This is a genomic window from Neobacillus sp. 204, from assembly GCF_046562815.1.
GTDB lineage: Bacteria > Bacillota > Bacilli > Bacillales > Cytobacillaceae > Neobacillus.
The window spans coordinates 546,583-573,208 of record NZ_JBJORY010000002.1 but is presented as its reverse complement, the minus strand read 5'-3'; the positions used below and the strand labels follow the sequence as shown (position 1 = coordinate 573,208).

26 protein-coding genes and 1 pseudogene are annotated in these 26,626 nt (G+C 38.0%); 22 read left to right on the top strand and 5 right to left on the bottom strand.

What is annotated here, in order from left to right; translation table 11 throughout:
• Positions 1-28: 28 nt before the first annotated feature.
• A complete protein-coding gene (locus ACJ004_RS06880) occupies positions 29-835 on the bottom strand; it encodes an aspartate dehydrogenase (RefSeq protein ID WP_410892020.1) in 807 nt (268 codons plus the stop codon).
• A 655-nt stretch (positions 836-1,490) separates the two neighbouring features.
• Here ACJ004_RS06880 and ACJ004_RS06875 point away from each other — a divergent pair.
• Both ACJ004_RS06875 and ACJ004_RS06870 read left to right on the top strand, forming a co-directional pair.
• Positions 1,491-2,933 (top strand): hypothetical protein, encoded by a 1,443-nt coding sequence (locus tag ACJ004_RS06875; protein WP_410892019.1) that lies wholly within the window; start codon positions 1,491-1,493, stop codon positions 2,931-2,933.
• A 360-nt stretch (positions 2,934-3,293) separates the two neighbouring features.
• Positions 3,294-4,007 (top strand): NAD(P)-binding domain-containing protein, encoded by a 714-nt coding sequence (locus ACJ004_RS06870; RefSeq protein ID WP_410892018.1) that lies wholly within the window; start codon positions 3,294-3,296, stop codon positions 4,005-4,007.
• Positions 4,008-4,063: 56 nt separating this feature from the next.
• On the opposite strand, the gene ACJ004_RS06865 is transcribed toward ACJ004_RS06870, so the two are convergent.
• On the bottom strand, positions 4,064-5,449 hold the full coding sequence (locus ACJ004_RS06865) for a hypothetical protein (protein WP_410892017.1): 1,386 nt from the start codon (positions 5,447-5,449) through the stop codon (positions 4,064-4,066).
• Positions 5,450-5,846: 397 nt separating this feature from the next.
• A complete protein-coding gene (locus tag ACJ004_RS06860; RefSeq protein ID WP_410892016.1) occupies positions 5,847-6,182 on the bottom strand; it encodes a hypothetical protein in 336 nt (111 codons plus the stop codon).
• A 350-nt stretch (positions 6,183-6,532) separates the two neighbouring features.
• Here ACJ004_RS06860 and ACJ004_RS06855 point away from each other — a divergent pair, with 350 nt between their 5' ends.
• The 10 genes from ACJ004_RS06855 to ACJ004_RS06810 all read left to right on the top strand — a co-directional run bounded on the left by ACJ004_RS06855 (position 6,533) and on the right by ACJ004_RS06810 (position 14,540).
• Positions 6,533-6,862: a 2Fe-2S iron-sulfur cluster-binding protein gene (locus ACJ004_RS06855; RefSeq protein WP_410892014.1), complete on the top strand. Its 330-nt coding sequence runs from the start codon at positions 6,533-6,535 to the stop codon at positions 6,860-6,862.
• Between the two features lie 89 nt (positions 6,863-6,951).
• A complete protein-coding gene (locus tag ACJ004_RS06850) occupies positions 6,952-7,698 on the top strand; it encodes a creatininase family protein (RefSeq protein ID WP_410892013.1) in 747 nt (248 codons plus the stop codon).
• Between the two features lie 239 nt (positions 7,699-7,937).
• Positions 7,938-8,666 (top strand): iron-containing redox enzyme family protein, encoded by a 729-nt coding sequence (locus ACJ004_RS06845; protein WP_410892011.1) that lies wholly within the window; start codon positions 7,938-7,940, stop codon positions 8,664-8,666.
• A gap of 131 nt (positions 8,667-8,797) precedes the next feature.
• The gene (locus ACJ004_RS06840) at positions 8,798-10,264 is read left to right on the top strand and encodes an aldehyde dehydrogenase family protein (RefSeq protein WP_410892139.1); all 1,467 of its coding nucleotides are present in this window, start codon (positions 8,798-8,800) and stop codon (positions 10,262-10,264) included.
• Between the two features lie 34 nt (positions 10,265-10,298).
• The gene (locus ACJ004_RS06835) at positions 10,299-10,778 is read left to right on the top strand and encodes a GlcG/HbpS family heme-binding protein (protein ID WP_410892010.1); all 480 of its coding nucleotides are present in this window, start codon (positions 10,299-10,301) and stop codon (positions 10,776-10,778) included.
• 82 nt (positions 10,779-10,860) lie between these two features.
• Entirely contained in the window at positions 10,861-11,490 is a 630-nt protein-coding gene (locus ACJ004_RS06830; protein WP_410892009.1) for a chromate transporter, read from the top strand.
• Positions 11,487-12,017, top strand: coding sequence for a chromate transporter (locus tag ACJ004_RS06825; RefSeq protein ID WP_410892008.1), 531 nt, complete (start codon positions 11,487-11,489; stop codon positions 12,015-12,017). The genes ACJ004_RS06830 and ACJ004_RS06825 overlap by 4 nt, the downstream gene beginning before the upstream one ends.
• Before the next feature lie 44 nt (positions 12,018-12,061).
• A complete protein-coding gene (locus ACJ004_RS06820; protein ID WP_410892007.1) occupies positions 12,062-12,763 on the top strand; it encodes a GntR family transcriptional regulator in 702 nt (233 codons plus the stop codon).
• A 342-nt stretch (positions 12,764-13,105) separates the two neighbouring features.
• Entirely contained in the window at positions 13,106-13,453 is a 348-nt protein-coding gene (locus tag ACJ004_RS06815; RefSeq protein ID WP_410892005.1) for a 2Fe-2S iron-sulfur cluster-binding protein, read from the top strand.
• Positions 13,454-13,901: 448 nt separating this feature from the next.
• Entirely contained in the window at positions 13,902-14,540 is a 639-nt protein-coding gene (locus ACJ004_RS06810; RefSeq protein ID WP_410892004.1) for a hypothetical protein, read from the top strand.
• A gap of 56 nt (positions 14,541-14,596) precedes the next feature.
• Here ACJ004_RS06810 and ACJ004_RS06805 read toward each other — a convergent pair whose 3' ends face one another.
• A complete protein-coding gene (locus ACJ004_RS06805) occupies positions 14,597-15,748 on the bottom strand; it encodes a CAP domain-containing protein (RefSeq protein ID WP_410892003.1) in 1,152 nt (383 codons plus the stop codon).
• Positions 15,749-15,873: 125 nt separating this feature from the next.
• Complete coding sequence (locus ACJ004_RS06800; RefSeq protein ID WP_410892002.1) at positions 15,874-16,866, bottom strand: 2-hydroxyacid dehydrogenase; 993 nt, start codon at positions 16,864-16,866, stop codon at positions 15,874-15,876.
• 449 nt (positions 16,867-17,315) lie between these two features.
• Here ACJ004_RS06800 and ACJ004_RS06795 point away from each other — a divergent pair, with 449 nt between their 5' ends.
• The 10 genes and pseudogenes from ACJ004_RS06795 to celB all read left to right on the top strand — a co-directional run bounded on the left by ACJ004_RS06795 (position 17,316) and on the right by celB (position 26,623).
• Positions 17,316-17,627, top strand: coding sequence for a MerR family DNA-binding transcriptional regulator (locus tag ACJ004_RS06795; protein WP_410892001.1), 312 nt, complete (start codon positions 17,316-17,318; stop codon positions 17,625-17,627).
• A 185-nt stretch (positions 17,628-17,812) separates the two neighbouring features.
• Positions 17,813-19,003 carry a MalY/PatB family protein gene (locus ACJ004_RS06790; protein ID WP_410892000.1) on the top strand — a complete coding sequence of 397 codons (1,191 nt, stop codon included), beginning with the start codon at positions 17,813-17,815 and terminating at the stop codon, positions 19,001-19,003.
• A gap of 191 nt (positions 19,004-19,194) precedes the next feature.
• A complete protein-coding gene (locus ACJ004_RS06785) occupies positions 19,195-19,965 on the top strand; it encodes a transporter substrate-binding domain-containing protein (RefSeq protein ID WP_410891999.1) in 771 nt (256 codons plus the stop codon).
• 61 nt (positions 19,966-20,026) lie between these two features.
• Entirely contained in the window at positions 20,027-20,671 is a 645-nt protein-coding gene (locus ACJ004_RS06780) for an amino acid ABC transporter permease (RefSeq protein ID WP_410891997.1), read from the top strand.
• On the top strand, positions 20,668-21,396 hold the full coding sequence (locus tag ACJ004_RS06775) for an amino acid ABC transporter ATP-binding protein (protein ID WP_410891995.1): 729 nt from the start codon (positions 20,668-20,670) through the stop codon (positions 21,394-21,396). The genes ACJ004_RS06780 and ACJ004_RS06775 overlap by 4 nt, the downstream gene beginning before the upstream one ends.
• Positions 21,397-21,853: 457 nt before the next feature.
• On the top strand, positions 21,854-22,786 hold the full coding sequence (locus tag ACJ004_RS06770; RefSeq protein WP_410891994.1) for an ABC transporter ATP-binding protein: 933 nt from the start codon (positions 21,854-21,856) through the stop codon (positions 22,784-22,786).
• Positions 22,783-23,882, top strand: a pseudogene (locus ACJ004_RS06765) (ABC transporter permease). The gene ACJ004_RS06770 and the pseudogene ACJ004_RS06765 overlap by 4 nt, the downstream one beginning before the upstream one ends.
• A 25-nt stretch (positions 23,883-23,907) precedes the next feature.
• Entirely contained in the window at positions 23,908-24,327 is a 420-nt protein-coding gene (locus ACJ004_RS06760; protein ID WP_410891993.1) for a DUF6526 family protein, read from the top strand.
• Positions 24,328-24,978: 651 nt separating this feature from the next.
• A complete protein-coding gene (locus ACJ004_RS06755) occupies positions 24,979-25,284 on the top strand; it encodes a PTS sugar transporter subunit IIB (RefSeq protein ID WP_410891992.1) in 306 nt (101 codons plus the stop codon).
• A gap of 22 nt (positions 25,285-25,306) precedes the next feature.
• Positions 25,307-26,623 carry a PTS cellobiose transporter subunit IIC gene (celB, locus tag ACJ004_RS06750; RefSeq protein ID WP_410891991.1) on the top strand — a complete coding sequence of 439 codons (1,317 nt, stop codon included), beginning with the start codon at positions 25,307-25,309 and terminating at the stop codon, positions 26,621-26,623.
• Positions 26,624-26,626: the final 3 nt, after the last annotated feature.

Sequence of the window (26,626 nt, the reverse complement as noted above, 5' to 3'; positions counted from 1 at the left end):
GAGTTTCTCTTTTTCTGTCTACAAGGTATTAAACACCAATCACAACAGAGGTGGTTTGGTTTTGCAACACTTTTGCAACACTCATTGCGACAATCGGGCTAGATTTAGGATTTTCCTTAAAAGGATTGTTTTGTATGGTGGTTTCCATTTGACCGAAATAGCCCTTGGCAACAATGGTATGGGTATTCATTTGAATCGTCGGATCAACATACACTTGAACCTTGGTTTCTTCAAAGCCAATCCCGGCAAGGCTTAACGCTGCCGATACATTCACATTTTGAGGGAATAACTTTGCGGCATTTCTAGCATTGCCTTCAAAGATACAATATGGTTCTTTAATGGTTTCCAAATTTACTTTTTCCTCAGCAATCGTCCCATACCAACTTTTTGGCGGTTTCCTCGTAATCAGCGTTATTTCATCAATTTCACCTAATACCCCTGCGGCTATTCGATCCAAACCAGCGATGGCTGCAGACGGGATAATCATTTGTGTCTTGTATTTTTTCGCTGCTGCCTGTAATGTCCCATAAAAATCTTTATCCGCTAAAGCACCAACGGATAGGATGACTAAATTACAACCAATGGAAAGGGCTTTTTCCCCGTATAGTTGAAGAGCATGGTGTCCAGCTGCTTCAATAATGATATCTAAATCTTGGTTAAAAAAAACATCTTCATTCGTAGTTACTGTACATTGATTTGGCGTTTGGTCCAAAGGGCCAAGCGGGGTTCTAACCAAAAGGGCTTGAAGAACGACATCACCAGCTTGTCCTGACTCAATTAATTCGCTAATACTCTTTCCAAGCGTTCCAAATCCAATGATACCAGCTCTTAACATATTCATTCTCCTCGGATTAAATTTTTGTTTATCCCATTAACTATAAAGCTCTCAATCTATGTATAAAAAATATTTAGTATACCGTATACCATTAATTTTCTACATTTTAGCCGATTAGACCCACAAAAGCAAGAGTAATCAACTGAATTTATATAAACTTCTAAATTTTCAAAATAGTTTGCAAAGAATAGAGAATAATGTTATATTATTTTCAACCTTAATGAAAACAAGGTGTCCATAGTGAAAAGGAAGGGGTGGATCTTGATCATTCCTAATCTATCAAACTACATACAACAAAGGTAACAGCATGGTAAGACCAGATTTTCTTGGTTTGTAGATTGAATGATGTAGGAGCTAGTATGTGGTCTGGTAATGAAGGGACTTGCTATTCAGTGATGGTGGTTATATGTAATTCCGTAAAAAAATTTTATAAAACCATGGTATACAATCCACAAAATGCAAAATGTGATCTCTCTAATTTATTCTTCTAATGAAAATTGCCATTGTTTATCCTTTATGTGATGAAGAAAAGAAAATCAGAAGTAGAGGATTTTCACCATGATGACGAACATTCCTCTCCTACGATCTTTTCCTCAATTAAGGAAATCTTTCGCTACAATCGTTTTAAACTATTTTAAAACAACGGAGGGGAAATATGGAATTAACAGCAGCTCATTGGGTCTATCTAGTTGTCACTGTAGCCGTTATTATTATCATGCTTTTTAGAAAAGGTGTTGTTTTACCCCTTATTGTTGGAACCTTTTTAGTGGCAGCCGTGTATAAAGGCAGCGTAATAGCGGGATTTCAAGCCGTATTTAATGCTAACCTCGTTGCGGCAAAGGAACTATTTAGTATTTTCCTAATTATTTCCATTATGATCGGTCTCCTTAATTCCTTGAAGGATTTAGGTGCAGATAAAAGGATGGTCGTACCAATCCAAAAAATAATGGTTAACGGACACGTTTCTTTTCTAGTCTTAATGGTCACGACGTATGTGATTTCACTGTTTTTCTGGCCAACCCCAGCTGTTCCATTAATTTGTGCTTTATTAGTACCCGCTGCAGTAAGTGCAGGATTACCAGTTATGACCTCAGCAATGGTTATTGTTATTGCAGGTCAAGGTATGGCCCTTTCATCAGACTATATAATGCAAGTAGCCCCAATGCTAAGTGCGAAAGCCGCAGGAATTGATAAATCGTTAGTTTCAGATAAGGCCTTTATTCTTTCTCTCTTTACTGGGATTAGCTCTCTTGCAATTGTGTATGTTACACATCGTAAATCGATAACCAAAAGATCTGTAAGTGAAAATAACAATGCAGAAAAAGCATTCTTTCAAGTTACCGAGGAGCTTGCTGCTACGGTAGAAGAGACTGCTGAAGTGATTAAGATAAAAGCAAAATGGGGTAAAATATTCGCGATCATTGTTCCATTAGCCATGCTTGCAGTTATGATTTTTATGTTCCAGACCAAAATTGGCGGCGGAGCTGGATTCGAGGGAGGCGACGGTGCAGCCTTTATTGGTGGTGTTGCTACGATTCTCTTAGTTTTAGCAACGATCGCTTTTAACCGAATTCATGCACTCGATAAAATTAGCGAACATATTACTGAAGGTTTTGTTTTCGCTTTTAGAGCTATGGCTCCCGTTATTCCGATTGCAGGTTACTTCTTTATGGGAAGTGGAGACTTTTCAGCGTCGATCCTTTCGTTAGGTGAAGATGCAGCGAAGCCAGGATTTCTATTTGATTTGATCCAAGCAGGTCAAAACTATATTCCACACAGCCCATTTATTGCTGCATTTAGTATCTTAATTGTTGGTATTATTACCGGGTTAGATGGTTCTGGGTTTGCGGGACTTCCGTTAACGGGTGCTTTGTCTGGAGCGATTGGACCTGGAAGCAACATCGATCCTTCCGTTCTTGCAGCGATTGGACAAATGGGTGCCGTTTGGAGCGGTGGAGGCACGCTGATTGCCTGGTCATCACTTGTTGCCGTTGCAGGCTTCTTACAAGTTTCACCGTTAGAGCTGGCCAGAAAGAATTTCTTCCCGGTAATAACCGGACTTTTCATTGCGACGATCTTGGCAGTTATCATCTGGTAACTGAGCAGCTCCTTGTACTAAACTATTTCATTAGACTAGAAACAAATTAGGGGTCGCTAATAAATTTAAGGGCTATCTCAAAAGTCAGCAGCGAACTGATTTTTGGGATAGCCTTATTATTTGTTGTTTAAGGCTCTTTTCGTAAACTTTGTTGCTATTGGAGCTTTATAAGGGTCATAACTTAAGTTTCTAGGCAATTTTCGCACAGGTTCTTACGAAAAGATGCCACGAAGCATATAGGTATACGGGTTGATGAACTTATTCGAAAAACAACAATCTATGCGAAAATAGCCTTGTTTAAAAATAGTTATTTTGATATGAGATTCGACATAGGTTGAAGAGGAAGAGAGGGGATAGAAGATGGTACACCTAAAGATTGGTTTAGTAGGACTCGGTAAATTAGGGAAAGCAATGATGACACATTGGGATAAAAAGCAGATTGCACTAGGAGTTTACCATCCTGTTCAAACGAAAGCGGAACAGTTTCTGCAGTCATTTCAAAATGGATATCTTTTAACAGAAAGTGAATTGAAAAAAGTTGATATCTTAATCCTAGCCTTGCCAGCAACGGAGGTTATTCCGTTTATCACATCGTTAAAACTGCCAAACAATGGTCCACATACTCCAAGGATCATTAATATGGCAACGAACCTTCTTACCAAAGAAATAACAGTCAAGTTACCCTACTTACAGGTACATGGGGTCAAATATATGGGGCATTCAAAGGATTTATTAGAACATGGAAATGGATTATTTATTAGCGAATCAGCGTTACCCCAGAACATCGGTGAACTTTTTCATATACTTGGCAAGGTAAAGGTAGATAGAGAGGATTGTTTAACAGAGGTAAATAAATTAGCTACGTATTTTGCCATTAAGACAGCCATATCAATCGAGATGGAATTTGTGAACAGAGGGTTATCTCCAGATTACCTGAAAAGAGCCTTAACATCGTTAGCTCCTGAAGTGATCCGTTCGTATAGTGAGGGGAGTCTAGGCCATTTTGCGAAGGAAATAGCTGCAGAAATAAAAGCAGAGAATTCTAGTGAAATAGATGAACGTAAAACCCCATAAAATGGCTGAAGGTGTCAACCCTATGGATTGACACCTTTAATTATGCGATTATATCGTTAGGATAGTAACAATTGTAAAATAAATAGATACGCCATGACACAGCCGATATAAATACTTGCAAAGGAAAGGTTCCAGTTGGACACTTTATAGGAGGTTTCCTTGACGATGCTTGACATTAGGCCTAGCGTGGCATTATAAGGACCTACAAGAAAAGCAGATACTGCTCCGGCTAACATTGCGACTGTCAAGATATGTGGCGAGATTCCAACTACCTCTGGATTCAAGCCTTCGGTCATTAATGCTAGTGATACCGCAGGGTGTAGTCCTAAAAACGCAAAAGCCAACGGGATTAACGGTAATAAAATCAGAAAGATCTCAACACCAGCAAAATCGATAAATTTGTTTACCCAGGCATCCAACCAAACATTCGCATGAGAAACATTAATCGTTGAGATAAAAAAACCTGCCGATAAATAAATGAAGAATTGATCCTTCATACTTACAGAAAAGGTTTGAAAATGTTTAAACAAATGGGCACCAAACTCTTTACCTTGTTTTAATAGAAGTGACCAGGTAAAGGAAAACGGAATTACCAGCAAGGATACTAAAATTAAAAACGGATAGGGAAACTTTGATTCTACTAATGAAATGACAAGGTTAAAAATGATGATGGCCAGGAAAATTTGAAAGACTCTACCAGTTCGATTCATTTTACCCGTTGGTTCAATGGTTGCTGCGGTTTCATGGACAGATAGGTTCTCTTTGTTATGAATCATAATATTTGCCCTTCGTGAGCCAATATACCAATCCACACCTACTCCGACGATGCTTAAGGGAATTACATATGGAAGAATGGAGACCCAGCTTACACCTGTCATTGTGATAACAATCCCGACAATCGGGGTAACAGGTGCCCAGAGTAAAGGCATGGCAAAACCGCGCGTAATCGCTCTACTCATGAACCGTTCTTTATTCTCAACGGGAATGACATCTAATGCAGGCCTAATCGAGTAATATGTCATGGGTAAGGTGGCCAAATTCATAAAAATACTAAAAAAATACGAAATGCCTGAAGTGATCATGTACAGTTGACCAGAAGTTTTTACTCTCTTTTGAATAATCGTTTGTATGCCTCCACTGTAGCCTCCTAATTTAATAGGAATCCCTAAAATCGGAATCAATGTAAACATGGTTAACAAGTCCAGCATCGATCCGAAAGAAAGGATGTATTGCTGCCAAGAAGCTCCGCTTGTTGACAGTAAGACCACTCCAAAAAGCAAGAATGTCCCACCTAAAATTTGAACAAACCGTTTAGCTTGAAATAGGGTAATAAGGACAATCGCAAGACTTAAACAGGAGATTAGTACACCGAGCTTGAGCCCTGGTAAGAGCACAGAGAATAAATACAATATAATAACGATAAAAAACATATATCTAAGCATATCAACCACCCTATCTTTTAAATATTGTATACCAAACACGTATTTCAGACTGGGAAATGTCACAAATTAGCCATAAACACCAATTTATTTTGGTATTTGGTATACAAAAACTTGTTTTCTTGTTCCTCCCATTATACAATTACATTATCAAATAACTCAATTAATAGGGGGATATATCCATGTTTAACTTTCTATTTGGATCAAAAAGAGCTGCAGAAAAAGCTGAAAAAAAACTTGCTTCATTAAGAAAAACGCTTAAATTTTAATGATACTTATTCAACCGCCACTACCAAGTGACGGTTTTTTGTTGCACTTTTAAAGAATAAAATCCGGAGAGACACGGTTATCTCTCCGGATTTCATATATATAGAAGCAATTAAATGACACGATGAAATTCTTAAACGGCTACTTCAGTTGATTTTACCAGTTTGGAGTTTACAGAATCCTGACTGTTTCCGGATGCTTTGACGATCTCATTTAATTCTTCACGTGCTGCTTCAATTGTATCAAACTTTTCAAAAAACTTAACAGCGATCTGATTAACATATTCTTTTCCTTCATAGCTCTCGAATAATTGAATTTTAATCGTTTCATCAAGAACTTCGGCAATGGTGTATTTCGCCTTTAGAGAGTCAAAGAAATAGAAATGATAGGTCTCAATCGGTTTTAATCCATCGTTTTCAAGAATCGTTTGGAAGGTATCTTTATTTGTTAGCACAATATATTTCCCCATGCAGAACACTCCTTAAAGTAATTTTTTATCCTATTAAAAAAATCGTTCAGGTAAGTATGGATTGTCTTGCCATGCGTTAAGTATCAAAACTTATGACAGTAAGATTTGTCTTTACTCACCTCCAAAGGAATATTGTATACCAAACTCTTATGTGTATTTTATCTCATGCTGTTAAAATGTTCAAGGATATATTCTAAATATTTAAATAATTACCAAAACAGTTGCTAGACTAGGAGTTTGATTTGAAAAAATTGGTCCATTATTAAATTCTAGTTTGCTTCTCTGTCAAAAAGATTGTATACTTCAGAAAAGTATCAAAATTTTTAGAATAAACAGAAAGGGGTAACAGTATGCCAAAATTGATCCTTCATGTGGATGGAACCACAATAGAACAAGAGGTTAAAGATAATGCCAATTTAGTCGTCTTAGCTGGCACACGCCAATTACCTAAATTAAAGTATGGCTGCGGGATGGGACGCTGCACGAAATGCACTTGTATCGTAGTGAATGGAGCAGAAGGGTTGGCACCACCGAATTGGAAAGAAGAAAAAATGCTTGGGGATAAGGTAAATGAGGGATACCGCTTAACATGCCAATTAACGATAAAAGAAGATATTGAAATCTCTCAAGAAAATATTTCAATCCAGGTCCCGAAGAAGCAATCGGCAATTCAATCTTAATAGGGAATTTTTTTATTTTTATAAACGGTATACAAAATACAATGAATCCAAGAAGGTGAAAAGGAATGGATTGTTATGATCTTACCAGTATGACATGGAAAGAAGTAGAATCGGCTCTTAAGACAGTTAAACTTGCTATTATACCAATTGGTGCCCATGAACAGCACGGTCCCCATATGGTTGAAAGCTGTGATGCAGTATTAGCAGAGAAGATGGCCAAGAAGCTAGGAAAGAGGATGTTTCCTTATGCAGTGGTCGCACCAACCGTTAATATGGGAGTTTCGCCGCACCATTTGAATTTTCCGGGAACAATCTCCTTACAGCCGACTACATTAATCGCGGTCTTAAAGGATGTTGTCTCATCCTTAAAGCATCACGGGATTGAAAAGTTTTTGTTTCTAAATTCTCACGGCGGGAATCAGTCAACGCTTAATGTGGCCTCGATGATGTTAACGAAAGAACTGGAGGTAGAAATTTATTATGCAAAAACAACTGCTTCTGCTAAAAAGGCAATTCAGGCAAATGTTACCTCGTCATTATTTGGTCATAGCTGTGAACGAGAAGTTTCTGAAGCGCTTTATTTAGCTCCCGAACTTGTCCGGCCGGAAAGTCTAGAAAAAGGTGATATTCAAGAGGATGGTAGGTGGAAGCAGCTTCGACCTGGAAAAGCCATTCAAGGATTTTATTTATATGAAGAAATGACCAATAATGGCTGTATCGGGGATGCCACAAAAGCCAGCTGGGAGATAGGCCAGCAGATCGTTAAAGAATCACTAGAAAATCTATCGAAAGAACTCTACAAATTATTAGATTTGAAAGTGGATGTTCATCAATAATATTGAGGTAGAAAAAAGATTATCAATCTTTTAAAAATTCTAAAAATTATATTTACAAATAAACAATATATTGGTAGTATAAACGTAAGGTATACCAAAACGATATATTCACTGAATAAAAGAGTGCTGGAAAGAGAAATATTCCCACATCTTTTTATTTTTAAACTAACTTGGTATACAAAATATCAAATACCAATTTTAAATTGGGTACCTACATAAAATTAGAGGAGGAGTTTCAGTTGACAGAATTATTTAAAGATGAATTTCGCAGACAATTAGAGGAAGCAATTAAAGGTAACCATAGCCAGAAGGCTCCATTTACAGTAGCTTGGGCTGAAGGGAAACTTGAAAGAAAACACTTTTCTAGATGGGCTGAAAATCACTACCATTATGTAGGACCATTCGCAGATTACTTAGCGTATATTTACCATAATACTCCATCAGATCCTAAGTTTGCAGCGGCAAAGGATTTCACTCTTCAAAATATGTATGAAGAAGAAATCGCTGCCGACCGCCACACAGATTTATTGATTCGATTTGCTGAAGCATGTGGTACAACTGCCGAAAGAATTATCGATCCTAACAATATGGCTCCAACGACACTAGGGCTTCAAAGTTGGTGTTTCGCAGTAGCAGCTCGTGAGAATTTTGTCGTAGCAACTGCAGCACTAGTTGTTGGATTAGAATCACAAGTTCCTGATATTTATCGTAAACAAACTCCGGCTTTACGTGAAAAATACAATTTTACAGATGAAGAAATTGAATTCTTTGACTTACACATCGTTTCAGATGAAATCCATGGTGAGCGTGGTTACAAAATCGTTCTTGACCACGCTGACACACCAGAATTACAACAACGTTGCTTAGAAGTTGTTCGTACAGGAGCTAAAATGCGCCGGATGTACATGGATGGTCTATGGAGAGAATATTGTGAGCAAGATTTAGGGGCTTTAGTAGAAACGAAGTAAATAGATAAGCGGAAGCACCCGTTTACCGGCCGTCATATTAATCTTGTATTTTAAAGGGTTAAGTGACGGCCATTTTTATAGAATCAAATTTTCAAATAATAGTGGGACCTAATAAATGAAAAAAGGTGATAGTGGTGATTACTACAAAAGTAGAGACATTCAATAATTATATTAATGGAGAATGGCAGGAATCGGTAAGCAAGAAAACCTTTTTTAGTGTGAATCCTGCGAATACAGAAGATCTGGTTGGAGAATTCCAGGCTTCAAACGAACAGGATGTACAACTTGCGATTGAAGCAGCTAAGAATGCTTTTCCTAGTTGGTCCCAAACTGCACCATCCAAACGTGCGGCTATCTTAAATCAAGCTGCCAGTATTCTCGAGCAAAATGTTGCTACCCTTGCTGAAGAGTTAACAAGGGAAGAAGGCAAGCATGTCGATGATGCGAAGAATGAAATCATACGTTCTGCACAAACGCTCCGCTATTATGCTGTAGAAGGACAAAGTTTTACGGGGGAAACCTTTCCAAATGATGATGCAAATATGAAAGTTTCAACGGAAAGAGAACCACTCGGAGTAGTAAGTGTCATTACTCCTTGGAACTTTCCACTTTCTATACCAGCTCGAAAAATCGCTCCCGCTTTAATCACGGGGAATACGGTTGTTTTTAAACCTTCCTCTGATACTCCATTGATTGCTTTTCGTCTAGTCGAAGCACTAGATAAGGCAGGAATTCCTAAAGGCGTGATTAACTTTGTTACGGGAAAAGCTTCAGACGTGGGAGATCAATTGGTAACCCATCCTGCTGTAAGGGCAGTTACTTTTACAGGTTCAACTGCAGCTGGTGAAGACATCCATAAAAAGGCCAGCTTTACCACACGTACGCAAATGGAACTGGGCGGAAAAAATCCAATCATTGTTATGGATGATGCCGATCTTGATCTTGCCGCTACTTTGACGGTAAACGGGGGCTTTTCGTTAACAGGGCAGGCTTGTACGGGAACGAGCCGTGTTATCGTTTTGAAAAACGTAAAAGAGGAATATGTACAAAAACTCGTTGAAAAAACGAGTGCATTAAAAATAGGGAATGGTTTTGAAGCAGGGGTGAAAATTGGCCCTCTTGCGAACGAAAAACAATTGAAAAATGTTTTAAAGTATATTGAATTCGGCAAAGAAGATGGCGCTGAATTGGTTTATGGCGGTGAGCCATTATTAACAGGAGAATTCGAAAAAGGTTACTATGTTCAACCGGCCATTTTTACAAATGTAAAAGCAGATTCGCGGATAGCGAAAGAGGAAATCTTTGGCCCGGTGGTGGCTGTGATTGAAGTAGATACATATGAAGAAGCCATCGCCGTGGCGAATAACGTCGAGTATGGTTTGTCTGCTTCGATTATTACCAATAATCTCAAAGTCGCCAACCAATTTACAAAAGATATCCAGGCGGGAACAGTCAAAGTAAACCGAACCACAACAGGCAACTTAATGAATGCCCCATTTGGAGGCTTGAAAAAATCAAGTACGTCTACCTTCCGTGAATCCGGAAGAGTCGGCTTAGAGTTCTTTACCCAATTAAAAACAGTCTATATGGGCTATTAATATCATTCGATAGATAAAGGAGAACATTCCAATTATGAAATCAGTGCTAAAAATAGAACTAGAAGAAGCAAAGTTAATGATTGAGGCAGCAAAGAAAAAATCAGAAGAGATCAATGTCCTTGAAACGATTGCAATTGTTGATGATGGCGGAAACCTGATTGCGCTTGAGCGTATGAACGGAGCACGCATCACTGGACCAGATATTTCAATTGCTAAAGCGTACACGGCGGCTGGCCATAAACGCTCAACCCACTTATTTAACAAAGAGCCTAATGGACCTGCACTACCTGGAAATGAAGCATTCGGAATTCAGCAAATGCTGCCTGGGAAGTTCGCCATTTTTGTTGGTGGATTTCCCATTGTGATTAATGGTGAAGTGGTTGGAGGAATTGGTGTAAGTGGTGGAAACGGCGAGCAAGACACGGCCGTAGGTACAGCTGCACTGCAAGCACTGCAAACCTACCTAGAAAGCGATGGGCTGAAAGTAATTACCGAAGCCGATATAAAAAAATAATTAGACCCGGACCTCATTCATGCATTGTTTGTAGCAGAATGGGGTCTATCTTAATCTATCGTTCTATAAAAAAAGGATTTAAATGTTATATTGGTATAAAAAGGGGGAGAATCAACTGAAAACATATGTTGAGTTAGCTATTGGATTTGCCCGCACCGGTGTAACTGGTTATGGGGGCGGACCCTCGACGATACCACTGATTGAATATGAAGCTGTAAAAAAATACAAGTGGATGAATGAACAAGAATTTGTAGAAATCTTGGCATTAGCCAATACATTGCCAGGGCCGATTGCCACCAAAATGGCGGCATATATCGGTTATAAAGTGAAGGGGTATTTAGGGGCAACGGTGGCCATCCTTACCCACATTCTTTCTTCAATTATCGCGATGATTGCCTTATTGGGTGTGCTTTATTCCTATAAGGAATCGCCGATTGTCAGCGGTATGGTTCAGGGGGTTACACCTGTGATTGGATTTATGCTCTTGGAAATGGCGTATCGTTTTTTCCAAAATGGACGCAAAGGCTTAGGTTTTCCAATCATGCTTACATTATCGGTCGTTTCTTTAATCGTTGTTCAGTTCCTTGGATTGCATCCCGGAATCTTAATTGCGGTATTTCTCATTGCTGCCTATATTATTGCCGACCGAAAAGAGAAAGCGGCAAAAGCTGCGGCTGAGTTGCTTCTTCAGAGAAAGGAAAAAAGTTCATGATCTATTTGCATATCTTTTGGTCGTTTTTTATTGCTAATTTATTGGGTTACGGCGGCGGGCCTGCAACCATTCCATTAATCCAAAATGAAGTGGTCAACCATTACCATTGGATGAGTCTTTCCGAGTTTGGGGATGTATTAGCGATCGCGAATGCACTGCCTGGACCCATTGCCACCAAAATGGGGGGCTATATTGGATATCAACTAGGGGGAGTTCTTGGTGCAATTATTGCACTAATTGCAACGGTCCTTCCTTCTGCGCTTGCTGTTATTTTATTATTTAAATTTGTAAATCTATTTAAAGGGTCACCAAAAGTAGCACTGATGACAAAGTCTGTCCAGCCGATTATTTTTATATTACTTGCTGTGATGGCCTATCAGTTCTTTTTAACAGCCTACGAAAAAAGTGGTATTTTTCATTTAGTCTTTTTGGCAGTGGTTAGCTATTTTGCTTTAATTCGAATTAAAATGCACCCATCCCTGTTAATTGTTTGTTGTTTGATCTATGGTGGAGTTTTTCTATCGTAAGACGGAATCTTAGAAAATAATATAAAAATAAGCGGGTGGAAGTTATGGACTTAAGATGGGAGGAAAACAATCTTTTATCGATTCGTGAGCATGCATATAACTATTTAAAGGAAATGATTCTTGAGGGCGAATTAAAAGCGGGAGATCGGTTAATTGAACGAGAACTAGCTGGAAAATTAGGGATCAGCCGGACACCTATTCGCGAAGCCTTGTTCCGGCTAGAATCCCAGGGTTTTGTCAAAACAGTTCCCAGAAAAGGTGTCGTCGTCTCGAATATTTCCGAACATGAAGTTATCGAGGTATTTACGATACTTGCCTCACTAGAAGTGCTAGCCGTTAAATTGGCCGCGGGGCGGATGGATAAAGAAACACAACTAGAATTGGATCAAAAGATCGAAGAACTAATGAAGTTAAAAGATCAAGCGGAAGAAAACTTTAATTCTGAACATATTCAAATGAATCGTCTCATAAATAAAGCATCGAAGAGCCCTAAATTATTTGAGATTCTCTCTGGTTTGATTGACTATATACATATGGCTGCAAATATGGGATACGAGACACCAGGCAGAAGAAAAGAATCATTAAAGGAACACATCGATATCATGAAAGCCTTGCGGGATAAAGAAGCAGAAATGGCTGAGTATTTAATGAGAATTCATATTGAAAACTCGAAAAAAGCATATATCACTTATATTGAAAATATAAAAGAGAAGCTTTATAAAAAGGAAAAGCTGCTGACAACTTGATCCATTAGTATGAAAGATCTTGGAGTGAGTTTTATCTATGTAATGACCACACCGGCTCCTCGATGTGGTCTTATATTTACCTTTTTTTTAAAATGGCTATGTTAAAGCTTATTGTTGATTTTGGCACCCTGCTGATTGGAGCGGAAGGTGCGAAGACTCCTGCGGGAGGACGAGGAGGCTCGCCGGACCGCCCGCGGAAAGCGAAGCTCCTGAAGCGGAAATCAACAGGCAAGTTTAACAAAGCCTAAAAAATGAAAATATTTAAAAAAATCATATTGTCTGAAAATTTTAAATATGGTATATTGTATACCAAGAAGATAAATTAAAGGGAGGAAACGAGGCATGCCAAAAATAAATTTCATAAATAGCAATAAACAATTAGATGTACCAGAGGATTCGAATATATTAAGGATGTCCCTTCGTTACGATGGAGAACTCCCAAACCGATGTGGCGGTGGAATTTGCGGCAGCTGTGTTTTTAAAACAGAGGAAGGCGCTGAATTCCTTGATAAAGTCAAGGTCCAGGAAAGAAGAAAATTAGGTGAAGAATGGTTAAAAGAAGGGTATCGCCTCGGGTGTCAGACCTTCGTGACAAACGGTGATATTTCGATTTCTTGGGATGATGCGTTTACAGAAGTAGTCAAAAAGAGAAAACCGGATAAAATCCAGAAAGAAGTATCAACAATTTAGTAAACGATGGAAAAAATATGAATTTGAGGTGAGATCATGTGGGCCTGTGATAAACATATGAAAGAAATTCTTACCTTCTTAGAAACTCCCCATATTAGTAAAGCTTCCTATCAAATTAAATGCTCACTGTGCGATAATCATGCACAGGCAAAAATCTATTACACACATAAACCATTACATTTGAAAAAGAATAAAAAATTACGTGCCTTTGCTTAGAGCTATTACCTGCCCCCCAGTGCTTTAAAGGTATAAAGTAGTGGGGGACAGGCAAGGAATTAAAAATACACACACTGCGATGAGATTTTTCTACTCATCGCTTTTCTATGTATTTTCGAGTCTCATGAACTATATTGAAGCTAAATCCTGATCTTTACATACATATGATTGTACAAAAATAGGAAAATAAGGTAATGTTGTTTTAATATTCAGAAAAAGAGCGGTGGTATGAGTGAGTGATAGCCAGCAATATGTATGGTATGCAAGTTATGGTTCAAATCTAAATTCTGAGCGATTTTTATGCTATATCAAGGGCGGGAGTCCAGCGGGGTCAACGAGGTTAGAGGCAGGCTGTAAAGATCCATCATTGCCGCTTGCGGAGTCTACTTTTATTATCAATTATCCCCTTTACTTTGCAGAAGAGGCAGCTGGATGGCAATCTCAAGGCGTGGCATTTATTGGATTAAACCGTGGAAGGGAAACTGTAACCTACAGCAAAAAATATTTAATCACAAAGGAGCAGTTTTTAGATGTGGTCCAGCAGGAGAATAGTGGGGGATTTTTTGATATAGATTTAAATGCGGTAAAAGAAAAAGGCTCAATAATGTTTCGTCACAATGCTTGGTATGGAAATATTATTTATCTTGGTGAGGACAATGGTTATCCCATTTTCACCTTTACAGCCCCGTGGGATCTAGACGACGTGGAAATGAAGAAACCTTCCCATAACTACTTAGCAACAATTATTAAGGGATTAAAAAAAGCGTATACCAACGAAAAAATCTATCTTTATCTTGAAAATAAACCAGGTATCAAAGGTTTCTATTTGGAAGATGAATTATCTAGAGTTATTGCTGGAACGGATTCTTAATAGAATGAATACGAACAAAACCTTCCTTATATGACAGGAAGGTTTTGTGGTTTTCCCTAGTTTGCAAAAAAGTTTTCAGTATAGTAAGGCTGAGATTCATTATTAAAAGCGACACCCACTCCTAAATACTCATAACCCTCACGCAAGATATTTTCCCGATGCCCGAGTGAATTCATTAAACCCTCATGAGCGAAAATGCTGCTAAATTGCCCATAGGCAAGGTTTTCGCCAGCCAAATGAAAACTGATATCATCTTCTTTCATCCGGTCAAACGGGGATTGTCCTTTAAGGTTGGTGTGATCAAAGTACTGATGGACGGCCATATCGGTGCTATGTTTACGCGCTGTTTCCCGAACATGTTCATCCCATGTCAAGACTGGAAGCTGGTGGTTGACCCGTGCAGCATTGGTCAAATCAAATAACTGATATTCAAAGCCTTCTTTTAAAGATGAATTTCCTTTTGTGTAAAAATCTGTTTTTTCATCTTCAAAGTCTTTGTTAACCAATTGCATTGCGGTCACCGTATTATTTTCATGCTTATCATAAAAGACAGTTACATAAGTTCCATCAATCAAGAATATATCATTGTCGCTATTTTCTTGTAGTTGGTACACAGTGAAACCTTTTTGAATTTTGGTTAATGGTTCCCCAAGTTTTTCGCGAACTGTTTTCTTCGTGCTTCCGAGTTTAATTCCGTTAGTTGAGGCAATTAAATCCTGATTAGTGTATAATCCGGCCACTTTGTTGTTTTCGTCATACATAACCATAAAAAAATCATGATAATCTTGATGATAGGTATTCCAATCAGTCCCATATTCATTTAAAGATGAACGGTTTGCCCTACCTAAATTATGTTCAATCTCTTCTTTTAGATTTCCGATTTCAACATTATGAATCGAGAATACTTGTTCAGATGGGACTGTTAACTCTACTTTTTCTTTCTTTGTTTCTTTTTCTTCCGGTTGTGGATTTTGTTTAGGAAGCGGGAGATCTCCTAATTGTGAGCCAATCTGTGTCACTAATTGTTGAACTTTTTCAAAAAAACCATTTAATGATTCTAATATTGCAGGGTTGTCTTTTACATTTATTTCAGATTGAATGGAATCAATCTTCTGTTCGATATTATTATTTTCCAGCTGTTTGTCTATAACAGGCAGTGAAAAATTAAATAAAAGTATAAATGAGATAATTGCTAAAAATCGTACCATGTTCTGTTCCTCCTTTTCTATTAGAATTGTAGCCAATTTAGAGGAAATGTATAAGTAATATGCCTGCGGGGAAAAATACTTGATTTGCAGTGGGGTCTCACCCTGCTCACTTTGCCCGCTTTTTGTCAGACTCCTTTATTAAATTTATTCAATACCTCAGGGTTAATGAGGTTCTTTGGACGCTTTCCTGAAAGTCCCGCTTCTAAATTCTCGACCGCAAGTTTGGCCATTTTTAGTTCCGTTTCGTGGGTGGATGAGCCAATATGAGGGGTCGTTACCACATTCGAAAACTGCAGTAGTGGATGATCCGCTGTGACTGGCTCATTTTGAAATACGTCTAAAGCAGCGCCATAAATCTCCTTGTCCCTTATTGCTTCAATTAATGCCTTTTCATCCACTGTTTTTCCACGCGAACCATTTACGAAAATTGCCGACTTTTTCATCAATTTAAATTCTCTTTCACCCATTATATTTTCTGTTTCAGGTGTGAGTGGAGTCATTAAACAAACAAAATCGGATTCCATAAGTAAGGAATCAAGTGAACAGTAGACAGCGTTATATTTTTCCTCAACCTGAAGATTGCGGGTTCGATTGTGGTAAAGAATATCCATGTCAAAGCCAAAATGCCCGCGTTTCGCAATTAATGACCCAATTTTCCCCATCCCAATAATTCCTAAGGTTTTATGATGAACATCAATGGCATATTCTTTTCTGGTTAAATGCTGCTTCCAATTTCCTGTCTTCACGAATTGGTCCAACTCAGGGATGCGTCTAGCTGAAGCAAGCAGAATGCCGAATATCGCATCGGCTGTGGTATCCTCAAGAACGCCTGGTGTGTTGGTTCCCATAACGCCTCGCTTGGTCATCTCCTCAAGGGATAGATTATTAAATCCTGTCGAGTTATTGGAAACTATTTTTAATTTTGGGGCCCGATCCAATAATTCTTTATCGACAGGTAGTGCTAGCCCGACAATTCCTGCGGCCTTTGATAGTGCTTGCAAAAAAGTCGGGTCTGTTTTGGGATTGATCCCTTCAAAAATTTCGACGTCATACGTGTTTCTTAAACGATTTAGAGTCTCAGAGAATTCAAAGTTATAAGCAAGTATTTTTCTTTTCATAAGGGAATGAATCCTTCTCCTTTTGTATCAGAATGTAGGAATATAACTCTAAAGTGACATAGAATTTTTAATGAGTCAACCATATAAGTTGCTGATCCCTTTGGCTTCCAACAAGCTAATGTAATTCTCTTGAATTTTTTTAATTATATTAAAATATTAGAGATGTTCTTTTTTTGAAAACGGTTGCCGGATTATTACACGTTTCCACTGTTAGGATAAGAATTAATCAGAACGATTCATCGTCACTAATAAAGCGAAAGATTGTACTCGCTTACATTCTTAACCGTTACCTTTATTAAGATAATAGTTGTGGAAACTTAAGATAAAAATTTTTGTAGGAAAGGAATTTCCTGTTTTAGTTTATTACATGTTATGTTAGAATATATAACATCAGTAGCATTATTATAAAATTCACACTTTTTAAAATAAACTAAAAAGGGGGCGGTATCTTGGGAAATGAAAACCAATCCTATCGTGAACAAAAGGTTATCACGATTGGAATTGTGATGGAATTAACGGGTTTATCGAGCAGGCAAATACACTATTATGAAACACGCAAGTTAATTTTTCCTGACAGAACCCCAAATGGGACGCGTAAATATTCATTTGCGGATATTGAAAGACTCATAGAAATAGCGGAAAAAATAGAAGAAGGCGTACAAACACTCGAGATTCGTAGAGATATAGCCAAAAAGGAAAGACATAAGATGATTATTGGTCAAATTAATTCCCATTTTAATCGAAATGGACCAATTAAATAACGAAATTTTGCAGGATGACAACACAGCAAAGAGCAGGGCAATAGGAGCCTGCTCTTTTTTGAGTCATTGTAGACATTTTAAATGAATTGATCTTTCAAATTTTTAATCACTTCTCATTATCGTTATAATTAAAGTAATCAATAAAATTTTCAAAAGAGATCATTAAAATGGAAAGGTGGATGTAAATGAAGTATAACTTTGATGAAATGGTTAACCGAAGAGGAACGTATTCAATTAAATGGGATGGGGGAGAGTTAATTAAACAGATTGGTCTGACTGATCGCTATGATGAAGAGACCATTCCGTTGTTTACTGCTGATATGGATTTACCTGTACCCCAGCCGTTAGTGGATGCTTTACATAGGACTGTTGATCACCGGATTTTCGGGTATACCATCTTTCCTAAAGAATATTTTGAAGCCATTCAGCATTGGTTTAAAAAGAGACATGATTGGGAGATAGTACAGGAAGAAATTAGCTTTAGCCCAGGAACGGTCCATGCTTTAAATGTTGCTGTTAAGGCATTAACTAAGCCTGGAGATGGGATTATTATTCAACGGCCTGTTTATCCGCCGTTTACTTCGGCGATTGAAGCAAATGATAGAAAAGTTGTGAATAATCCCCTTAAAGCGAATAGCGAAGGCTACTTTCAAATTGATTTTGACGATTTTGAAGCGAAGGCAAAAGAAGAAACCACGAAAATGTTCATCTTATGTAACCCACATAATCCAACCGGAAGAGTGTTTACTCAAGACGAATTAAGGGAATTAGCCGATATTTGTGCGAAACATGATGTTCTTATTGTTGCTGATGAAATTCATGGCGATTTAATTCGCCGCAATCAGACCTTTGTTCCAATCGCCAAAGCTTCCGAACATCGTGATCGGATAATTACATTTACAGCGATTAATAAGACATTTAATGTGGCTGGGCTGCATTGTACAAATGTGATTATCTCGAATCCAGAGCTTCGAAATACCTACAATAAGGTTATGGGGATGCACTTGCCCTCACCCTTTACCGTTTCTGCGCTCATTGCAGTATACAATGAAGGAGAAGATTGGTTAGAGCAGTTGAAGGACTATATTGATGGGACAATGGAATGGGCTGTCCAATTCTTAGCGGAAAAAATGCCAAAAGTTAAAGTGAGGATCCCAGAGGGTACCTATATCATGTGGATGGATTTTAGTGGTTATGGCCTCACGCCTGAAGAAATCCATGAACGAATCTATAATAAGGCAAATGTTCTTCTGGAAGATGGAAAGATGTTTGGCGAAGAAGGGTTACAGTGGCAAAGAATATGTATCCCCTCACCAAGACCATTGATTCAGGAAGCGTTTGAAAGGATTGCAAGAGAATTCGAAGATGTAAATTAATGGTTGGATAATTTACACAAAACCACTTGGTACCTAATTTCCAAGTGGTTTTGTCTTGTAATTATTAAAATTATTTGTATATTCACATAGTTTAATTTTTTTAATTTTGTTAACTTTATGTGATATAGTAGATAAGTAAATTCACTATATTCAGCAAGTGAGAACAATCTGAAAATTAAGGGGAGAATGAAATGAAAAAGTTTGGTCTATTTAGTTTGTTATTAATTCTTTCAATCTTTATCGCTGCATGTGGAAGCAAAGAGACAGCAGACGAGAAAGAAAACGGTGGAAAAGTATATAAAGTTGGTGTTGATACCACTTATCCGCCTTTTGAATTTAAAGAAGGTAACGAGTATAAGGGAATTGATATCGAGCTAATCAATGCAATCGCGAAAAACCAAGGCTTTGATATCGAACTTTCTCCAATGGATTTCGGTGGAATTATCCCAGCAATGCAAGCAAATCAGCTGGATGTGGCCATTGCAGGAATGAGTATCACAGATGATAGAAAAAAGGTAGTAGATTTCTCGACACCATATTTTGATGCAGGCTTAACAATCGTTGTTAAAGAAGATAATTCAAGTATTCAATCAGTCGAAAATCTTAAAGGTAAAAAAATTGCTGTTAAAAAAGGTACAACGGGTGCAAAATATGCAACTGATAATGCTGCAAAATTAGGAATTACGGTTGTTCAATTTAATGATAGTCCTGCTATGTTCCAAGAAGTAGCTAACGGAAATGCCGATGCACTTATTGAAGATTATCCTGTAATTTCTTATGCAATTGCCCAAAAAGACCTTGGATTAAAAATCGTGGGTGATCGTTTAAATGGGGATCAATATGGTATTGCTGTTCTAAAAGGTCAAAACGCGGATCTTTTGAAAAAAATTAACAATGGTCTTGCTGAATTAAAGAAAGATGGAACGTATGATAAAATTATTAAAACGTATCTAGGTGAATAAAGAATATGTGATGATTAGGCGCGCTTAATGCGCGCTTTCTTTTTGAAAGGGGATGAACTGGATGGATATTATTTCTGCAGCTTTGCCGATGTTATTAAAAGGGCTTCAAGTGACCCTATATATATTTGTAATTGCCATTATTCTAGGTTTTTTAATTGGTTTAGTCATTGCTTTATTCCGATTAGCTCCAGTAAAGATTTTAAACTGGATTGCTAAGGTTTATGTTGATGCCATTCGTGGAACACCATTTATCGTACAATTGTTTTTTATCTATTTCGGTGTAAACTCACTACAAGTGATTTCCTTAAACAGCACAACAGCTGGGATCATTACTGTTGCCATTAATGCGGGGGCATATTTTGCTGAGATAATCAGAGCTGGAATTCAATCAATTGATAAAGGACAGACAGAGGCAGCAAGATCGATTGGTTTTACAGGCGCACAAACCATGCGATATGTGGTACTTCCACAGGCCTTTAGAAGAATGCTTCCTACGATTACAAACCAATCAATTATTAGTTTAAAGGATACGTCTCTTTTATCTGTTATTGGGATTGCAGATTTAACTCAGCAAGGACAAATCCAAGCTTCTGCCACCTTCGAAGCATTTAAGATTTGGCTTGTTGTAGGGATCATTTACTTTATTATTATTTATTTATTAACACTGCTTGCTAATTTCATAGAAAGGAGAATTCAGCTGAGATGAGCATGATCACTGTTAAAAACCTAAGAAAATCGTTTGGTAAGGTAGAGGTATTAAAAGATATCAATGCCGAAATAAAAGAAAAAGAAGTAGTTTGTGTTATTGGTCCTTCTGGCTCAGGAAAGAGTACATTCCTTCGCTGTTTAAATCGCCTTGAAGAAATCTCAGGTGGAGAGGTAGTCATTAACGGACAGGATATAACAGACCCAAAAATCAATATTAACAAAGTTAGACAAGAAGTAGGAATGGTGTTTCAGCAATTTAATCTATTTCCTCATAAAACTGTATTAGAGAACATCACCATGGGACCTATTAAAATTCACGCTAATGAGAAAGCAACAGCTGAAAAATTAGCATTTGAGCTCTTAGACAAAGTGGGTCTAAGAGAAAAAGCGAATAGCTTTCCGGGAGAATTATCTGGGGGGCAGAAACAGCGGGTCGCAATTGCAAGGGCACTAGCTATGAATCCAAAAATTATGTTATTTGACGAGCCGACATCTGCACTGGACCCAGAAATGGTTGGTGATGTTTTAGAAGTAATGAAACAACTTGCTATAGAAGGTATGACAATGGTTGTAGTTACCCATGAAATGGGTTTTGCCAGGGAAGTCGGCGATCGTGTCATTTTCATGGACGGTGGTTACATTGTTGAAGAAAATAAACCGAATGAGTTATTCAGTAACCCTCAGCATGAACGAACCCAAGCGTTCTTAAGCAAGGTACTTTAAACTACAACATGTTTTCCTACCTGAATTAGGAAAACATATTTTCAAATTACGTGTTAATACATTTTTCCTCAATTAGGAAAAGCATATACAAGCCATTAAATACTAGAGTATGAATGATTCTAGTATTTGATGGCTTATTTATATTTACTATACTATTGGTCCTTGTTGGAGAGGATACCTGGGATGCTGGAAAAATATCTGCGCATTAATTAAGCACAAAAATTATATTTTGATAGAGTAAAAAGGAGATACATGGATAATGTGTCTCCTTTTATGTCGACCGCTTTTCTTATCCCGGAAAAGTTAATTCTTCGGTTCGAAGAAGACCAGCCAATAAATTAGACTTAACATTTTTTTCATGGTAAGTTATGATTTGGAAGAAAGTCTTTAGAAATAGGTTGGCAGGGGGGGACTGACGCTTCCTATTCTGTTCAAATTGTGAGCAGGAAGCTTTAATATGAATGTTTCTCAAGAAACGATTATTGATGTTAAAGGACTTGTAAAGAGCTACGGATCTTTTATAGCAGTGAGTGGTGTCCATTTTCAAGTACTTAGTGGAGAGATATTCGGTCTTTTAGGTCCCAATGGTGCAGGAAAAACGACTACGCTAGAAATGCTTGTAGGCCTACGTAAACCAGATAAAGGAACCGCCATAATTGGTTCACACGATATCTTACGTGAGCTTACGAAAGTAAAGGAAATCATTGGGGTACAGTTACAATCAACTTCGCTTTTTGAACTGCTGACAGTAGAGGAAATTCTGCACATGTACGCAAGCTTTTATCCATCACATATTTCTATTTCTCAACTCATAGAAGATGTTTTGCTTACTGAGAAAAGCAAAAGCCGGGTAAAAGGTCTTTCAGGTGGTCAAAAGCAGCGTTTAGCGATTGCTCTTGCGTTGGTTCACGATCCACAGGTCGTTTTTTTGGATGAACCGACAACCGGACTAGATCCTCAAGCTAGACGAACATTATGGGATATTGTCCTTCAATTGAAAAATAAAGGCAAAACAATCGTATTAACCACTCATTACATGGATGAAGCACACATTCTATGCGATCGGATTGCTATTATGGATCAAGGGGAACTGATTGCCTTGGATACCCCTTCTCAATTAGTGAAAAGTCTCCAGTCCGATAGCGCCTTGGAGTTTAGAGTCTTACAACAACAAGACTTCATTGATTTCTCTAGTATTGACGGTGTTAAGAAAGTGGGAAATCAAACAGATGTCCATGTACTTTATACGGATCATTTACAGAACACATTGACAAGTTTATTCCAATTTGCTACTGAAAAAAACCTGCAAATCGTTGATCTGCAAACAAGGACAGCGACACTTGAAGATGTATTTATACACATGACTGGAAGGAGATTAAGAGAAGCATGAATGCTTACTGGCAGTTAACTCTAGCACAGCTGCGCATTTTTCTACGGAATCGTCAAGTGCTGATGTGGACTTTAATCTTTCCAATCCTCCTCATGACCATGCTAGGTTTATTTTTAGGTAAAGGAAATGGACTCTCCCTATCAGTCGGACTGATTGATGAGGATCACTCTATGTTTTCAAGTGAGTTTGTCAAAGCACTTAAAAAAATGAAGCCATTCATCTAGAGATACGAAAAGATGAAGAGGCAGCAAAAACTAGTCTGAAAAATGGTGATTTGCAACTCGTCGTAATCATTCCTAAGGGCTATGAATCTAGTTTGAATAATAGTGGATCACAAGCAAAGCCATTCACCATCCCTGTTTATTTTAATGATACGAATTTTGCAGTTTCACAAGTAGGATTAGCTCTAGTTAATGGAGTAATAGATGAGATCAGTAAACAAAGAGTTTCCTATGAGCCTGTTGTTGTAATGGAATCTCACGGCATCAAAGCTCTTCATTTAAAATATATTGATTTCTTGGTACCAGGTATAGTGGCGATGATGATTATGAGTAACAACATGAATGGGGTAGCTGGTCAGATAGCTTCATGGAGAGAGCGTGGGATTTTACGCAGGATGCAAGGGACTACACTCAAAGCCTCCACTTTCATAGCAGCACAAATTACAGCACGGTTGTTGATGAATGGATTGCAAGCGCTGATCGTATTACTCGTTGCCCATCTCGTATTTGGAGTTGAAGTTCGCGGTTCTTGGCTTACCTTGATAGGTTTTATCGTCCTTGGAACACTAGCTTTTATGGCAATCGGGTTTATCATTGCGGGAATTGCCAAAACACCTGAAAGTGCTGCACCAATCGCAGGTGTTCTATCATTTCCAATGTTATTTTTAGGGGGAGTTTTCTTCCCAATAAAAAATATGCCGGAGTTTCTTCAGCCTATCGTCAAGCTCCTGCCGATTTCTCATTTAAGCACGGCATTGCGTGAAATTATGAATGTCGGGGCAACCTGGTCCAGTTTAGGGATGGAAGCAGCCGTTTTAGGCGGTTGGTTAATTGCTGCATTTCTGATTGCTAGTTATACATTTAAATGGGAGTAAAAAACCAATTACAGGAGGAAAACAAATGAATCAAAGTTACCAGAATCACCGTAGATTTCACCCACTTTTTCATTATATCTTATCGTTATTATTAGTACTTACATTGGTAGGAGCTATATGGTTTGTCATTAGAAACGGAATCAGTCTATCGACTATCCTTATTTTAGCCATCGTAATTATCTTGACCATCATGTTCCTTTTAATTAGACAGTATCCATTAAAGGCACAAGATCGAGCGATTAGAGCAGAAGAGAATCTTCGTCATTATGTTTTTACTGGAAAATTACTGGATGCGAGACTAACTATGGGTCAAATTATTGCACTGCGGTTTGCTAGTGATGCCGAGTTACCTGAACTAAGCGAAAAGGCAGCTTCACAAAATTTAAGCCCAAATGAAATTAAGAAACAGATTACTAATTGGAAAGCAGATTATTATAGAGTGTAATATTAACAAAAATCTACTATCCAAATTGGATAGAGATTTAAATGTTAAAAGCAGTGTGATTTCTACCGTGAAATCCACTGCTTTTATTTTTGTATTTTTTTACCTTCACTAAGGAATAATGAACAAAAACAAATGGTGATAGAATGGAAAAATACTTTCAGGCAGACGGTACTGACCTCTTTATTTTGTTTTCTGGATAAAGGATTATGTTTTGTATAAGAGAAAAACTTAACACTTGTTCCGGTTCCTGACATTGCTCGATATTTGATGTAGGCTCTTTTCGTAAACTTTGTTGCTTTAGGAGCTTTTTAAGGGTCATTTACTAAGTTCATGGGCAATTTTCGCAAATGTTCTTACGAAAAGATGCCACGAAGCATATAGTTTTACGGGTTGATGAACTTATAAGAAAAACAACAATCTATGCGAAAATAGCCTTGATGAAAGAACGTTCAGTATTTAAGCTAATTTTTATATTTTGTCCTAATATTAAGAGTAATGAATATATATTAATGCGAGATAAATATTCTAACATGGAGGCCAAAATTTACACTTTTATACACATTAGTTTTTTAAAAGTAAGAACATTGTTTAATCGCAATGGGAAAATTTTGTGAGCTAAATTGTAAGCGGTTACAAAAAAGGAGGGATTTAATGAACATCCTACTATGCTGTGCTGCAGGCATGTCTACCAGTTTATTGGTAACAAAAATGGAAGCAGCAGCAAAAGCAGAAGGAATTTCTGCGAAGATATGGGCTGTAAGTGCTAGCGAAATAAATAATCATATTGACCAAGCCGACGTGTTATTAGTAGGTCCGCAGGTTCGATACCTGTTGCCTAAATTGAAAAAAACAGGATTAGAAAAAGGGATTCCAGTTGATTTAATCAATTCGGTTCACTATGGGATGTGCAATGGAGCGGAAGTATTAAAATTTGCCAAAAGTCTACTAGATTCATAATTTCACATAGGGGTGAAAAGATATGAGCAAATTTAACCAGATGTTAGAAGAGAAGGTAATGCCGGTCGCAGGTAGAATCGCAGGTCAACGACACTTACAAGCTTTGCGTGATGGTATTATCTTAACGATGCCGCTGCTCATCATTGGTTCGGTATTCTTAATTTTAGGATTTTTGCCTTTTGATGGCTATCCGGAATTTATGGCCCGAACATTTGGAGATAATTGGTTAACCAAACTTCTCTATCCTGTCAACGCAACCTTTGATATTATGGCTCTCATTGCTGCGTTCGGTGTAGCTTACCGTCTTGCCGAACAATACAAAGTTGATGCCTTGAATGCTGGTGCCATATCTGTCGCGGCTTTCATTCTTGCCACTCCCTATTTCACATTGTTTACCCCAGAAGGAGCAACTGCAGCTGTACAAGTGGGCGGCGTATTGCCAATGGCTCTCTTAGGAAGTAAAGGTTTGTTTGTTGCTATGATTCTAGCAATGTTTTCAACTGAAATTTATCGATTCATTATCCAAAAAAATATTGTTATTAAAATGCCGGATGGTGTACCGCCTAGCGTAAGTAAATCATTTGTGGCTTTATTCCCTGGTTTCTTAGTCATTCTTTGCGTATGGATTATTCGTTTACTTATTGAGAAGACCCCCTTTGAAAGCTTACACAATGTCATTGGACAATTACTACAAGAACCACTGGGTGCGCTTGGTGGAACATTAATTGGTGCACTAATTGCCGTTTTCTTTGTACAACTCTTATGGTCTACAGGTTTGCACGGCGCAAGTATTGTCGGCGGCGTTATGGCACCTATTTGGTTAGCACAAACGGACGCAAACCGCGTGGCACTTCAAGCTGGAAAAGAAATTCCAAATATCATTTCCCAACAATTTTTTGATATTTTCATTTATATGGGTGGATCTGGTGCCACATTAGTCTTTGCACTCATGATGTTATTTATGGCGAAGAGTCAACAATCCAAGCAATTGGGACGGCTGGCGATCGGACCAGGAATATTTAATATTAATGAACCAATTACTTTCGGAGCGCCTATTGTATTGAATCCACTGCTCATTATTCCATTTATTTTAACACCGTTGGCACTTGTTATTACGACTTATATTGGAATGAGTACGGGTTTTGCTCCGAAAACTGCCGGTGTTGCCGTGCCTTGGACTACTCCACCAATTATCGGTGGATACCTAGCATCGGGGGGGAATATCAGAGGGGCGCTAATGCAAGTAATAAATTTGGCCGTAGCTTTTGCGATCTATTATCCATTTTTTAGAATGTGGGATAAGCAAAACTTCAAGGTCGAACAAGGAGCTAATAAATAACAA

Bases quoted from the DNA above. Each gene is read 5' to 3' on its own strand.
- ACJ004_RS06770 (WP_410891994.1), top strand. From the start codon at position 21,854: ATGAATGTTTCTCAAGAAACGATTATTGATGTTAAAGGACTTGTAAAG.
- ACJ004_RS06870 (WP_410892018.1), top strand. From the start codon at position 3,294: ATGGTACACCTAAAGATTGGTTTAGTAGGACTCGGTAAATTAGGGAAA.
- ACJ004_RS06815 (WP_410892005.1), top strand. From the start codon at position 13,106: ATGCCAAAAATAAATTTCATAAATAGCAATAAACAATTAGATGTACCA.
- ACJ004_RS06860 (WP_410892016.1), bottom strand. From the start codon at position 6,182: ATGGGGAAATATATTGTGCTAACAAATAAAGATACCTTCCAAACGATT.
- ACJ004_RS06790 (WP_410892000.1), top strand. From the start codon at position 17,813: ATGAAGTATAACTTTGATGAAATGGTTAACCGAAGAGGAACGTATTCA.
- ACJ004_RS06825 (WP_410892008.1), top strand. From the start codon at position 11,487: ATGATCTATTTGCATATCTTTTGGTCGTTTTTTATTGCTAATTTATTG.
- ACJ004_RS06785 (WP_410891999.1), top strand. From the start codon at position 19,195: ATGAAAAAGTTTGGTCTATTTAGTTTGTTATTAATTCTTTCAATCTTT.
- ACJ004_RS06875 (WP_410892019.1), top strand. From the start codon at position 1,491: ATGGAATTAACAGCAGCTCATTGGGTCTATCTAGTTGTCACTGTAGCC.
- celB (WP_410891991.1), top strand. From the start codon at position 25,307: ATGAGCAAATTTAACCAGATGTTAGAAGAGAAGGTAATGCCGGTCGCA.
- ACJ004_RS06775 (WP_410891995.1), top strand. From the start codon at position 20,668: ATGAGCATGATCACTGTTAAAAACCTAAGAAAATCGTTTGGTAAGGTA.
- ACJ004_RS06830 (WP_410892009.1), top strand. From the start codon at position 10,861: ATGTTATATTGGTATAAAAAGGGGGAGAATCAACTGAAAACATATGTT.
- ACJ004_RS06850 (WP_410892013.1), top strand. From the start codon at position 6,952: ATGACATGGAAAGAAGTAGAATCGGCTCTTAAGACAGTTAAACTTGCT.
- ACJ004_RS06780 (WP_410891997.1), top strand. From the start codon at position 20,027: ATGGATATTATTTCTGCAGCTTTGCCGATGTTATTAAAAGGGCTTCAA.
- ACJ004_RS06880 (WP_410892020.1), bottom strand. From the start codon at position 835: ATGTTAAGAGCTGGTATCATTGGATTTGGAACGCTTGGAAAGAGTATT.
- ACJ004_RS06865 (WP_410892017.1), bottom strand. From the start codon at position 5,449: ATGCTTAGATATATGTTTTTTATCGTTATTATATTGTATTTATTCTCT.
- ACJ004_RS06805 (WP_410892003.1), bottom strand. From the start codon at position 15,748: ATGGTACGATTTTTAGCAATTATCTCATTTATACTTTTATTTAATTTT.
- ACJ004_RS06800 (WP_410892002.1), bottom strand. From the start codon at position 16,866: ATGAAAAGAAAAATACTTGCTTATAACTTTGAATTCTCTGAGACTCTA.
- ACJ004_RS06760 (WP_410891993.1), top strand. From the start codon at position 23,908: ATGAATCAAAGTTACCAGAATCACCGTAGATTTCACCCACTTTTTCAT.
- ACJ004_RS06855 (WP_410892014.1), top strand. From the start codon at position 6,533: ATGCCAAAATTGATCCTTCATGTGGATGGAACCACAATAGAACAAGAG.
- ACJ004_RS06835 (WP_410892010.1), top strand. From the start codon at position 10,299: ATGAAATCAGTGCTAAAAATAGAACTAGAAGAAGCAAAGTTAATGATT.
- ACJ004_RS06755 (WP_410891992.1), top strand. From the start codon at position 24,979: ATGAACATCCTACTATGCTGTGCTGCAGGCATGTCTACCAGTTTATTG.
- ACJ004_RS06820 (WP_410892007.1), top strand. From the start codon at position 12,062: ATGGACTTAAGATGGGAGGAAAACAATCTTTTATCGATTCGTGAGCAT.